Source organism: Lysinibacillus sp. FW301-JW8, assembly GCF_058788755.1.
In genome coordinates this window covers 15,461-28,138 of the sequence record NZ_JBYTBB010000059.1, presented here as the reverse complement: position 1 = coordinate 28,138, position 12,678 = coordinate 15,461, and the positions used below count along the sequence as shown (strand labels likewise).

At 38.3% G+C, this 12,678-nt stretch carries 10 protein-coding genes; 3 read left to right on the top strand and 7 right to left on the bottom strand.

Translation table 11 applies throughout. From position 1 onward, the window contains the following. The 3 genes from AC3WOM_RS20365 to AC3WOM_RS20355 all read left to right on the top strand — a co-directional run. Positions 1-537, top strand: a 537-nt coding sequence (locus tag AC3WOM_RS20365) for a hypothetical protein (RefSeq protein WP_492448124.1), incomplete at its 5' end; no start/stop codon positions are given. Between the two features lie 56 nt (positions 538-593). After that, positions 594-1,478, top strand: a complete 885-nt coding sequence (locus AC3WOM_RS20360) for a DMT family transporter (protein ID WP_492448123.1) — start codon at positions 594-596, stop codon at positions 1,476-1,478. Between the two features lie 21 nt (positions 1,479-1,499). Beyond that, positions 1,500-2,474: a carbohydrate kinase family protein gene (locus tag AC3WOM_RS20355; protein ID WP_492448122.1), complete on the top strand. Its 975-nt coding sequence runs from the start codon at positions 1,500-1,502 to the stop codon at positions 2,472-2,474. A gap of 109 nt (positions 2,475-2,583) precedes the next feature. Here AC3WOM_RS20355 and AC3WOM_RS20350 read toward each other — a convergent pair whose 3' ends face one another. From AC3WOM_RS20350 to AC3WOM_RS20320, 7 genes are all read right to left on the bottom strand, one after another. Beyond that, positions 2,584-3,282 carry a hypothetical protein gene (locus AC3WOM_RS20350; protein WP_492448121.1) on the bottom strand — a complete coding sequence of 233 codons (699 nt, stop codon included), beginning with the start codon at positions 3,280-3,282 and terminating at the stop codon, positions 2,584-2,586. 197 nt (positions 3,283-3,479) lie between these two features. Further along, a complete protein-coding gene (locus tag AC3WOM_RS20345) occupies positions 3,480-4,442 on the bottom strand; it encodes a P1 family peptidase (RefSeq protein ID WP_492448120.1) in 963 nt (320 codons plus the stop codon). Between the two features lie 450 nt (positions 4,443-4,892). Further along, positions 4,893-6,020: a conserved virulence factor C family protein gene (locus tag AC3WOM_RS20340; RefSeq protein WP_492448119.1), complete on the bottom strand. Its 1,128-nt coding sequence runs from the start codon at positions 6,018-6,020 to the stop codon at positions 4,893-4,895. Between the two features lie 13 nt (positions 6,021-6,033). Continuing rightward, positions 6,034-7,920: an ABC-F family ATP-binding cassette domain-containing protein gene (locus tag AC3WOM_RS20335; protein ID WP_492448118.1), complete on the bottom strand. Its 1,887-nt coding sequence runs from the start codon at positions 7,918-7,920 to the stop codon at positions 6,034-6,036. A 729-nt stretch (positions 7,921-8,649) separates the two neighbouring features. Continuing rightward, the gene (locus AC3WOM_RS20330) at positions 8,650-9,264 is read right to left on the bottom strand and encodes an HD domain-containing protein (protein ID WP_492448127.1); all 615 of its coding nucleotides are present in this window, start codon (positions 9,262-9,264) and stop codon (positions 8,650-8,652) included. A gap of 763 nt (positions 9,265-10,027) precedes the next feature. Then, entirely contained in the window at positions 10,028-11,071 is a 1,044-nt protein-coding gene (locus AC3WOM_RS20325; RefSeq protein ID WP_492448117.1) for an S-methyl thiohydantoin desulfurase domain-containing protein, read from the bottom strand. A gap of 16 nt (positions 11,072-11,087) precedes the next feature. Further along, a complete protein-coding gene (locus AC3WOM_RS20320; RefSeq protein WP_427545088.1) occupies positions 11,088-12,662 on the bottom strand; it encodes an OPT/YSL family transporter in 1,575 nt (524 codons plus the stop codon). Positions 12,663-12,678: the final 16 nt, after the last annotated feature.

Genomic DNA, 12,678 nt, shown 5'->3' with positions numbered 1-12,678 from the left:
GAGCGGAGTCTTTTCTTGGCTGAGCGTTTCTCTATGCTACCTGAGCTGATTCTTCTCTTGGCCGAGCGTTTTGCACTACTACCTGAGCGGAGTCTTCCCTTGGCCGAGCGTTTTGCACTGCTACCTGAGCGGAGTCTTTTCTTGGCTGAGCGTTTCTCTATGCTACCTGAGCTGATTCTTCTCTTGGCCGAGCGTTTTGCACTGCTACCTGAGCGGAGTCTTCCCTTGGCTGAGCGTTTCTCTATGCTACCTGAGCGAAGTCTCCCCTTGACTGAGCATTTTGCATTGCTACCTGAGCGGAGTCTTCCCTCGGCTGAGCGTTTCTCTATGCTACCTGAGCGGAGTCTTCTCTTGGCCGAGCGTTTCTCTATGCTACCTGAGCGAAGTCTCCCCTTGGCTGAGCATTTTGCATTGCTACCTGAGCGGAGTCTTCCCTTAGCCGAGCGTTTTGCACTGCTATCTGAGCGAAGTCTTCCCTTGGCCGAGCGTTTCTCTCTGCTCCCAAGCATCGATTTTAAAATGAGTGAAAAAATGTAATCCTGCCCACCTAGTTAACAACATTATTTATAAAAATTTTAGAAAGAAGGTTATGTATGAACATTTCTGCGATTATAAAATTAACTGTTTCAATGGCACTTTTTGGCTCAATCGGATTTTTTACTGTTCATACTGGTGTGCCTGCGACAGAGCTAGTATTTATCAGATGTATTTGCGCTACCCTCTTTCTAGGAGGTCTATGGCTCGTCACTGGTGGACATAAAACAGAGGTATGGGATAAAAATGAAGTAGTAAGAACACTTATTTGTGGCGTCTTTATTGTCTTAAACTGGGTATTTCTATTTAAGGCCTTTGAGGAAATGTCAATCTCCATTGCGATTTCTATCTATAACTTAGCTCCCATTTTTGTCTTAATTTTTGGCGCATTATTTTTAAAAGAAAAGATGACAATCCAGGCACTCCTGGCAACACTTACTTGTTTTATAGGAAGTATGTTCATTATCGGCTTAAACAATTTTTTGTCACTCTCTGAGTTTATGAAATCAGGCTTTATTTGGGCATTACTGTCTGCTGTATTTTACGCGTTTACAATGCTAACAAGTAAAACGATTATAAAGCTTAGTTCCTATGCATTAACCTATATTCAAACAACAGTTGGAATTATCATCCTCTTACCATTTATAGATTTTTCACTGTTTGAAGGGTTAACGACAACAAATTGGCTATATATTTTAGGAACAGGCTTTATTCACACAGGCTTTGTTTATTATTTATTCTTTGATAGCATCCGTAGTCTCTCTACAATTCTAGTTTCTGTATTAGTATTTGTAGACCCAGTAGTGGCCATCTTGCTCGATATGTTGTTGCTTGATTTTATGCCAAGTCTTATGCAAACAATGGGGATATTATTAATTTTCGGGGGTATTTTTTATACCATCTACGTACCAAAGAAAAAACGTGTGTCCCATACTTCGACTTAAACCATATAGAGGAGGTTTTTCATGAGTAAGCTCTATACAATTGGTGAATTGTTAATTGACTTTACACCTACTAAACACGATAGTCTCCCTACTGAAGTTGAGTACTTTGCTAAAAATGCAGGTGGTGCTCCTGCCAATGTTGCAGCTGCTTGTGCAAAACTGGGACAGGAGGCCGCCCTCCTCACGCAAGTAGGGCTAGATGCTTTTGGAAATTTCCTTATGGACACAATAAAACAGGCTGGTGTCGATACAAACTATATTATGCAAACTAATGAGGGTGAAACAAGTCTAGCCTTTGTGTCACTAACGAAAGATGGAAGCCGTGATTTTTTATTTTATCGACGTCATGCAGCAGATTTGCTTTACAGCAAAGAGCAGCTTCCAGCTAATCTATTAACAGCAAAGGATATTCTTCATTTTTGTTCAGTTAATCTAGTGGAAAGCCCGATGAAAGAGGCACATATAGCCTTGATTGAGCAAGCACATCAAGTAGCAAGTCTTGTGTCATTTGATCCCAATGTCCGTTTGCCATTATGGAATGATGACAAGACATGTCGTCAAACCATTTTGGAATTTCTACCAAAGGCTCATATTGTAAAGCTATCCGAGGAGGAGCTTTTGTTTTTAACTGCGATTGCGGATGAAGAAAAGGCAGTCCAAACATTATTTCAAGGAAAGGTACAAGTCTTGATAATTACTCGTGGAGCAGAGGGGGCAAGTCTTTATTCTAGAAAAGCGCATGTCAAAGTACCAGCTGACAATGTCCATGCGATTGATACAACTGGAGCCGGAGATGCCTTTATTGGTGCTGTGTTAAGCATTTTCCTTAGCCAACAAATAACCATTGAAAAGCTAATCGATTTTTGTGAGCAGTATGCCGTTCCTCTTCTAACATTCGCTAATCGTTATGCTGGAGCTTCCACTGAACAACATGGTGCTATCCCTTCCTATCTAACAAAGCATGAATTGGCATTTGAATATGATACTTTCTTTTAATTTATTTCAAGAATATTAAACCCCAGTTTTATACACTACCACTGTAAAGCGCGAGAAATCAACAATTCTAAAATTGATTTCTCGCGCTTTTCATGGTTTTGACTAGCCACTATTTTTCAGAAATAAAATGTCTTATATCATCTGATAAAATCGCTGTATCTGACGGATGCCAAAAATATGTAATACCGTCATATTGAACATTGTATTTATAAGCTATGGAATCATCCGTATATAAGATGATCTGATAGCTTATTGGATCTCCAGTGCTTGTATTCGGTTGAAATGCCGGAGTCTCTTTACTGTTTGAAAGGATATCCAAAAAGTTCTCCATTCCGGCTTCATCTGTAATAGTTGCTATTTGCTGATTACCCGCTGGTGTAGCTGATTTATATATTTCTATCTTTTTTACTTGGTCTAAAGAAACATCCTCAAAGTGCCATTTATACTTTGAATTATCAATTGCAAAATAGATCCGGTAACCATTTATAGCAGCTTTGTCCTTGACAGCGATGATATTATCTTCCCCTTTGATGGAATAAAGCTTTGTACCTTTTTCGTGAAACGCAGCATCTCCATCTTTTAATTGATAGGATGAATTTGAAACATTATCCGCTACTTTAAAGCGAACTTCTCCTATTTCTTTATCTATGAATGATGCATCGGCTATTTCACTATTGTGAACACCATTATAATCATGACCGTTCCATTGAATAAAATCTACCCAATCAATTACTGTTTGACCGCCCATAAAAGGTATACATCCCGCTAAGTATATTAAGAGAAAACTAAGCATTATCCATTTTTTCATCACCATCACCTCTAGAACAATAGCAAGATTTTGAAATAACCACCGCCCGTAATATGGATGCTGTTTATTAATGAGGTTCTAAAAAGGTCTGAATTGTCAGTTACTCGCAACTTCAATGCCTCATTTTTTAACTTACATCGTCATTTGAGCAAGTTCAGAAACCATCTAATATTATCTTCACGCTGTTCCCTTTGTGATTATTTTTGAATGCTTGAATAGCTTTCGACGTCTGCCAATTTCTCAGCAGCCTTTACACCCGTAAGTATTGCTTCCTCCATCACTTTTGTTGCTAAGTGACCTATATAATCAACTGGATAGGCTCTAGTTCCTGTACCTAGTACAAAAATCGTATCACCATCCAGCATGGTATGAACAGGATATATTGTCCGTGCAAGAGCATTTTGAGTGAGCTGTGCAATTTTTTTTGCCTCTGCTTTCGTAAGCTTGGCATTTACTGCAACTACACCAATAGTCGTGTTTGTACCAGACAATGCTTCTGATTGCACATGCTCCTCTAAATAAGCACAACAATCAATCCATTCTGATGTTTCCTTATTCCATGCACCTGCTAGCGTTTTTCTAGTAAAAGGATCTTTTACATCTCCAACAGCATTGACAGCAACAATGGCACCAACCACTAGATCGCCTTTGCCAGCGATAGAAGCACTACCTAGTCCTCCCTTCATGCAAAACTGAGGCCCGGCTAATTTCCCAACAGTAGCACCATACCCAGCACCTGTATTGCCATTTGAAAATAATCCCACTTTGGCATTTTTAGCGGCTTCATAGCCCATTGTAGCAGTAGGTCTTGTTTTGGGATTACCTATAAACAAATCAAATAGTACAGCACTTGGAACAATTGGTACTTTGGCAATTCCTGTATCCACACCAATATCCTGCTCCTCCAGAAATTGCATGATTCCAGTTGCTGCATCCAGTCCAAATGCACTACCTCCAGATAAGCTAATAGCATGTACACGATCAATTTCATTGATTGGATCCAATGCATCTGTTTCACGAGTGCCTGGAGCAGAGCCTCTTACATCAACACCACAAACTGCACCAGTCTCTACTAAAATAGCTGTACAGCCTGTTATACCTTCCTTATTTTCCGCATGTCCCACCTTTACACCAGGTACATCTGTAATATTTCCAAACATGGATAGACACCTCAACTTTAAATAGATTAAATATTCTAATTATTTTATGTAAAAAAAGTACATGTTGTTATTTTCCAATACACCTCCTTTCGCATTTTCGTGGAAGATAATTAAGAAAATCATCATTTTACTAGAAGTTTCAACAGATTAATAAGATTAATTTCTATAACTTCTCTCATATCACATGAAATCCTTTTCATATTTCCAGTTCAATCAATGGTATCATACAACCATGCTGAAGATACTAAACTGAGCTCAGGGAAAATAGTTGCTTCGATTTGTAACACATTATCTTGCTCTGTGAACCATGCGAGCGGTTGGGCATTCCAATACCACTTATTGAGCAGACTCCTCTCTTTTTTGAGCAACTTATCTCTCCAGTTTTCCCCAAAGGAAAAACCAACACCATATTTAAACAACAGTAGTTCAAATAGATGTTGGTTTATATTGTTATTGTTGACGGGATTCAGTCATTTGCTTCCACACAGAGCCTTTTGCTTCCTCGCCCTGTTCAATTCGTGCAATCGCCATTTTTACTTGTAGCTTTACCTCAAATTCTTTATCATCTTCTGCAGCTTTTAATGCAGGTAATGATTGCTCAGTACCTACCTCATATAAATACATGGCTGCCCGCCAGCGTACAAGCTTGTTTTTATCCTGTAAGGCATGCTGCATTGCGTTTTCAAATTCCACGAATCCAAGATCACTCATACAATCTCCTGCTGTTCGGCGTACAGCTGCACTTTTATCCTGTAATGCCTTTTCTAAATACGGCACAACCGACACATCTTCAATCATACCTAAATATACAGTAGCCAATCGTCGAATCGACATTTGCTCATCCTGTAAAGCTAAATCTAGCAGAGGTAAGTCATCTAGCTCTGGATCTGCCATTTGGTCGAGCAATTGGAAACGTTTCTCCCATTCCGGTTGCATAAACTGCTCAACTGTTACTTTTAACTTGTCTGTTTTTATAGCTGTTTTTTCATCATCATTAATGGCTGCAACAATTTCTGCTACACGTTCTGCTGAATAAGTGACATCAATCTCTTGCTTGACCGCTTCTGCAATTTCCTCAAGCTCACCATAACGCACGCCATAGTCAATCCACTTACGTTGGAAGATATAATTCTCATCGTCTGCGGATTCAATAATTTTATTGAAGGCTTCCACAAAGCGTTCACCACAGCTTACACGGTACTCTTGTTGATTATCAAATACCTTTACTTGTAGTGGCACCTGCTTATAAAACTGGACATGGACGTAAACCTCACCATAAAAATCATTAGCAGCATGTATTTCATTTTCTTCCTGTACATTATCTTCGCCTAAAACTTGACGAATGCTTGCTAAAATACCTTCCCAAGCATATTTCGCATTACGTTCAACTGCAAAAAAATCAGCTACATGATAAACGCCCTTGACCCCTTCAATTGCCAAAATTGCCGCAGCTTCACCAGTTGCTTCATCTTTATTATCTTTTGTAAAATTATAGCTTTTTCCAAATGGTAGTTCTGTATCCACGACAATTTTCATTGAATTAGGGCTTGGTGTCGGTTCAATTGTTATAATCTTCATGTCTAATCGCTCCTTATCCATTCACAATTTCTTCTAAATAAGACCATCTTTCAATCAAATATTCGTACTGGGCATTAAGCTCATCTAGCTTTGCCGTTAATTCCTGCAGCTTTGTAAAATCAGAGCCAGCATTGGCAATTCCTTCTTCAGTCTCCATAATAGCAGTTTCTGTTTTTTCAATATCGTCTGAAATCGTTTCCCACTCTTTTTGCTCTTTAAAGGATAGCTTTTTCTTGTCCGATTTTGACTTTTCCATTTTTGGTTTCTCTGCTTTTGGCGCTTCTACTTTTACAGAAGCCTCCTGCTCACGTTTTGCCAGATACTCACTGTAAAGATCCAGTGTCTCCTCTACCTGACCCTGTCCATCTAAAATCCATAGCTTTTTAGCAATTCGGTCAAGGAAGAAACGGTCATGGGAAATTGTGATCACAACACCAGGGAAATGCTCTATAAAATCTTCCAGCACGCCCAATGTTTCAATATCCAAATCATTGGTAGGCTCGTCCAGTAATAGAACATTCGGCTGCTCCATTAATAAACGTAATAAATGAAGACGTTTACGTTCTCCACCAGATAATTTACCGATTGGTGTACCATGTCCATGAAGCGGAAACAAGAATCGTTCAAGCATTTGAGCAGCAGAGTAGCGTACACCCTCTGCATCTGTAATATCGTTGGAAGCTTCACGAACATATTCAATCATACGCTCATTTTCATTCATTTTCGGTAATGTCTGCTTGAAATGGGCTAGCTTTACTGTTGAGCCAACAAGAATTTCACCGATATCCGGTGTTAGCTCTCCTGCTAGCATGTTCAATAATGTTGATTTTCCTACTCCATTTGCACCAATAATACCGATACGATCACCTTGCTGGAGTATAAATGAAAAATCATCAAGAATTTTTTGCTGTCCAAATGCCTTTGAAATATTTTCAGCCTCTAATACTTTACGACCAAGTCGTGTAGTAGCAAGTCCCATTTCTAACGAAACATCCTCAGTTTTACGTTCTAGGTTTTCATCAAGCTGCTCAAAGCGTTGAATACGTGCCTTTTGTTTTGTTGAGCGTGCTTTCGCGCCGCGACGAATCCATTTTAATTCTGAGCGATAGCGATTGCGGTCTTTTTGGGCAGAGGCTGCTCTCATTTCTTCACGAATAGCACGTGCCTCTAAATAATCCCCATAATTCCCTGTATGACGATACAATGTTTGATCTGCTAGCTCATATATATGCGTTGATAATTCATCTAAAAAATAACGATCATGGGTAATAAAGATAACAGCCCCTTTTAATCGTAAAACCATTTCTTGCAACCATTCCGTTGATTGTACATCTAAATGGTTAGTAGGCTCATCCAATAAATACAGATCTGCCGGCTCAATTAACACCTTCGCTAAAGCAACCCGCTTTTGCTGACCACCTGATAACGTTAATACTTCTTTTTCAAATGTTTCAATGCCAAGCTTCGTTAGTGCAGTTTTCGCCAGTGCATTGACATCCCATGCCTGTTCTTCATCCATTCGCTGCTGTAAGCTAAACAGCATTTTTTGCAGACTTTCCGAGGTAGGATTTAAAGCAAGAGCCGCTACTGTTTCCTCATATTCACGATTCAACTTTAAAATTGGAGAATCACCTGCAAACACAGCCTGCAAAACTGTTTCACCGCTTGTAAATGTTGGATCTTGTGGTAAATAAGCGATTCGATATTTATTAGGTCTGTCCACATTCATCGAATCCGCTTCAATCTGCTCAGCTAATATGGACAATAAAGTAGATTTTCCCGTTCCATTAATACCGATTAAGCCAGCTCGCTCTCCCTCATAGATTGTAAATTCAATATTTTGAAAGAGCGTTTTATCGCCCACTGTTTTTGTTAAATTTTGTACAATTAAATGACTCATTCCACTATTCCATCTCTTTCACACTTAATATGTAGACGTTTTATTGATATCCATTCTTAATCATAACATCAAACGACTGCTAAACAAAGAACAACAAACCGAACAAATGATATCAGAATTAACAATTCATAATGGTAAATGTCTATCAAAGAACATGCTTATTGTTGTCGAATTTATTACTCCCTTTTATAGTACTTGAGAATCTGGATAGGAATAACTACTTCTCATATGATGACATTGGAACTCTTCCGTATAATAGGCTAAACTTGGCTAAATGAACTATGGGCTTGCTTTGATAAGAACATCATCTGCATATCCATCCCTAGGCAAAGACACCCAAAGTTTTAATCTCTCTAGGCTCAATCCATAACTTTTCCACATATAAATACATCCCATTTGAGCTTAAAAATGGCATTAATGACCTTGTTTATGAGCAGCAATTAGAGTAAAGCACAAGTGGTTATAGTACAAAATTTCTATGTAAAAAAATAAGGCATAGGGCGCAATTTAATGCGACACCTATGCCTTTATCCAGCATGCACCACTCTAATCTGTGTGCATAATTAATCAATATCTGTACTTGTAAAACTTATATTTCAAGATGAATTAGAATCAGAAATCAGACGACATGGACGTTCCATTTCCTGTAACATCCAGATTGTTTTCAGGCAACAGAAAGTCTTGTGTTTTCTACTCTTATTAGATTAGGAAATTAATTGCAGGTTCAAATTATTGACCAATTTCCTTTTGCAACTGCTGTAAAAAGCTTTCCATAAATTGATGGCGTTCATTAGCTATTTGCTTGCCCTTTTCGGTTGTCATTAAATCCTTTAAGAATAAAAGCTTCTCGTAGAAATGTGTGACTGAGGATGTATTTTTAGTACGATATTCCTCCTCCGTCATATTTGTTCGTGCTTGCTCTGCAGCATCATACAGTTTTCGTCCCTTGGCACCCCCATAAGCAAATGTTCGTGCAATTCCAATGGCTCCAATGGCATCTAAGCGATCTGCATCTCGTACTATTTTTGCCTCAATAGATGTTGCTTCAAGCTCATTGCCTCCATTAAATGATACTTGAGCAATACAATCTCGAATATGCTGCTTTTTATCTTCATTTAATGCTAACTCTGCAATTAGCTGATTTTCTTGCTCTTTACTATTGGTATACTTTTTGTCACTTACATCATGCAGCAGCACTGCAATTTTTACGACTTCCGTGTCTGCTGCTGGCTCACTCTGTAAAATGTTCACTGCATTTTGGTAAACGCGTTCAATATGCTGAAAATCATGGCTGGCATCAAACTGCTCATAAATGCCTCGTACTTTATCCATTAAATCATTCATGTTCTTCATTCAGTCCCTTCTTTGCTATTATACTGATAAGTGATATCCTGCATCAATAAATATAAAGATAATCAAATGATTTCAATTGACTAATTTTTCAGAATATTATATGATAAATACACAGAACAACTTTGTTCTGTATCTCACTATTTCAATGTACGGTAACTATGTTCTTCACAGATTATTTAACTAACTTCAGCGGGCTTACAATTGAATAATGTGTTACAAGATGATGTATGTATAACATAAGCCAATCATCTAAGAAAACAAATAAAAGTGAACACTTTCCCTTAGAAATTCTTTGTTTTAACCCGCATAGTGTTTGTACAAGTTGAAATAGATGAGCAATCCGATAGACTTGTTTTCACGACCAGAAAGCTTTCATCATATGTTGCAAGTGTACATTACTTTTGTCATTAATTGATGTTGCCTTCTTTTATTCCATAATGGAATAAGTATGAACGTAGCTCCTCTCTTTAATGAAAAAGGTGGACAATTATTTGCTGACATTATGGGAATAGCTGGCTCATTAGAGTTGTGTGAACAATAAAAGATAATTTATTTAGGCAAATTTTTTCGAGTATCATTTAAGCCATAGAAAAAGTATTATGCTATGAAGGAAGTAGGAACGATTTTTATGTACTGTTATACCTCCCCGCTGAAGGGACAATAAAAGCTGCCCATCACACTTACATGTAGATGATGGCAGCTTTTATTAATTAGGTTGCTTTCTTGCTATTTTAACATGTTATTTTCTTCATTTTTATAAAACCTTACCAATAACCGCGTCAATCTCCTGTAGCAGCTCGGCATTTTTCATCGTTGAGCTTAAATTTAAATGACTTTGATCAACTTGAATAACAGCTATATGCATGCCTTCTTTAATGCTAGCACTTGGTACAGGTACCATCCCTTCAATATCAAATGTCATTATTAAATCTGGAAATCTCGATTGGACAATCCCTGCCTTTGATAATGTCATATATTCATTCCAGAAAGTTAATTCAACATCCTCAACAGTTAAGCTACCGACATCAAAACCATTATCCTTTATCAGAGAAAAATCTTTTACTACACCAGATACGATATGCTCGCCATTTAACAGATGAATAATATTATCTAATTTTTCATTCATTGTTCGCCCACTTAGGAAGCTATATCCGAGCTCAATAGCGGCAGATATTGCATTTGGTGCACCATGTTCCTTCAAATAGCCTATTGTTACTGGATTACGTGTCACCGCTACCAATCCTCCAGCTAGAATAGAAGCATGACGAACTGTTTTTGCTGTGTTTTGTAAATTTCCTTCAGCTAAGCCTTGAATAGCGTAATCATTTTTTCCACCTGCATAAAATTGAATGGATTGATAATCTTGTTGCTCATGTAGGTTTAGGGAACCCATAATGCCAGTCGGGTGAGCCCGTCCATTACAAGGGGCATCAACGACTGGTACGTTCAGTAATACCGATTGTAACCAGCCATTGATTGTCGTTATGGTACCATTTTCATTCGTAATAATTCCTTTTAATCGATGATCCATATACGCATTCATATGTTGATAACTCCAGCATAGCTGTTCATTGGATACATATTGTTCTTCCGCTGAAGGTGCTCCAACCATTGCTACGCAGGCTACTAAATCTTCATGGTTTAATGCTGTTATATCGATAAGTTGAGGGTTTCCGGCAGCGAAAATTTCCTCCACTAACTTTAAACCTTCCCCAAGGAGGCCGCCACCGCCACCTCCTAGGATTGCACCTCCATAAACAGCGGCTAAACCATCCTCATACGTTAACACCTTTATCATCTGCTCTTACCCCTTTCTATTTTCCTATCTTAAGAATGGAAGAGAAGAAGCTATATAAAGCGTCTCCAGCAATAACACCTGCTGCAAAGACTGTCATTTCAGATTCTCTCTTACCTTTTGTCATATAAGTGAAAATAACACGAAGTAAAATACCAGCTAACACTGCCCAACCAGCTATAGGATTGATTAGTAATAAACCAGTCGCAAACAGAATACCCATTTGTCTCTTTGAACCGCCAATTAATTGAATCAATGCCCCAGGAATCGCCCAGATCAATAGCTGTTTCGCTACGTCTCCAGTCACTCCAGATTGGATAGTAGCTGCATATACATGGTTGACAGGTGCTACTAAATCCTGTGCAAAATAAGATTGATATGAAAGTAAAACAACAACAGCAGAAATTGAAAATGCTAGCATACCTGCAATCATTTGCTGTTTACGCCCTTCTTTTTCTAATACAGGATCACTGCCATTTCCACGTAAAATAAAACCTGTTTTCAAGTCATAGCCCATATCTGCAAATGCTACCCCTGTTGCTGCACTATAGCCAGCTAACAAAGCAAGAGCGGGTGCCGGGAAACCAATTAGTATTCCGACAATTAGTGTGATAAACGCTACTGCAAATGCTGGGAACCAGCCTGCATGCATTGCAGCAATCCCAACAATAAGTTCGTGAACAAATGCTGCAATTGTTGCGAAAATGATAAAGCCGATTAGCATTCCAAAAGACATGTGTGAAATCATACCACCTATTAAAGCAATTAATAATGCAATCGCTAAATAAGCAATAAAACCTACACCAAAACCTTGTCGAATTTCTTTTTGGTCTTTTGAATAGATTAATTCTTCTGACTCTTTAGTTGCTCTTTTACTTAGCAAAGTAAAAGCAACCTGGAAAAGGGCTACAATGCCCGCTCCAATCATAATGCCATGCGGAATATAATATTCATTCAAATCAACATTAAATAATTGAACAGAATAACCTCTCAGTAATAGACCAATTCCAAACATTGTAAGCGCCCAAATATTTCCGATAAACGCTACCCCAAAAGCTGACATTGGAATTTTAAGAACAGACCCCACGATACCGATTAACACACCGCCAATTAAAACCTTTGCATTTTTACCGCCTTTATCGCCAGCTTTAATAGCCTCAGCTGTTGCAATCCCCGGTGGCCAGGTACCTGTTGCTGGGAATATCTTTGTATCAAAAAATTTATATAATAATAAAGCATCCACAAACATCGCTAAAATAACACCAATAAACAATGGCAAAACTAAATTTTCATAGCCTAAAACATATGGAATACCAATTGGCAACATTAAACTACTCGCTGCACTAAAAGTAGCCGATGATATTGCTGTCTGTATAATATTTTGTCTATGCACAGATTTGAATGCAATTAGCTTGCCAATTGGAATTCTTCCTAAAATCATCGCGAATATAGCCCCAATGATGGATGTATTAGCAGAAATCCCTAAAGTCGTAATCAGTTGTATCCCAATAATTGCCCCTACCACAGATGTTAAGACAATCATTAGTAAAGTTACAGGCTCCAAAGCCCGTGGATGTAATACTTTATTATTCATAGTGTCAGCTCCCCTA

Bases quoted from the DNA above. Each gene is read 5' to 3' on its own strand.
- AC3WOM_RS20345 (WP_492448120.1), bottom strand. From the start codon at position 4,442: ATGTTTGGAAATATTACAGATGTACCTGGTGTAAAGGTGGGACATGCG.
- AC3WOM_RS20320 (WP_427545088.1), bottom strand. From the start codon at position 12,662: ATGAATAATAAAGTATTACATCCACGGGCTTTGGAGCCTGTAACTTTA.
- AC3WOM_RS20335 (WP_492448118.1), bottom strand. From the start codon at position 7,920: ATGAGTCATTTAATTGTACAAAATTTAACAAAAACAGTGGGCGATAAA.
- AC3WOM_RS20330 (WP_492448127.1), bottom strand. From the start codon at position 9,264: ATGAATGATTTAATGGATAAAGTACGAGGCATTTATGAGCAGTTTGAT.
- AC3WOM_RS20360 (WP_492448123.1), top strand. From the start codon at position 594: ATGAACATTTCTGCGATTATAAAATTAACTGTTTCAATGGCACTTTTT.
- AC3WOM_RS20355 (WP_492448122.1), top strand. From the start codon at position 1,500: ATGAGTAAGCTCTATACAATTGGTGAATTGTTAATTGACTTTACACCT.
- AC3WOM_RS20325 (WP_492448117.1), bottom strand. From the start codon at position 11,071: ATGATAAAGGTGTTAACGTATGAGGATGGTTTAGCCGCTGTTTATGGA.
- AC3WOM_RS20350 (WP_492448121.1), bottom strand. From the start codon at position 3,282: ATGAAAAAATGGATAATGCTTAGTTTTCTCTTAATATACTTAGCGGGA.
- AC3WOM_RS20340 (WP_492448119.1), bottom strand. From the start codon at position 6,020: ATGAAGATTATAACAATTGAACCGACACCAAGCCCTAATTCAATGAAA.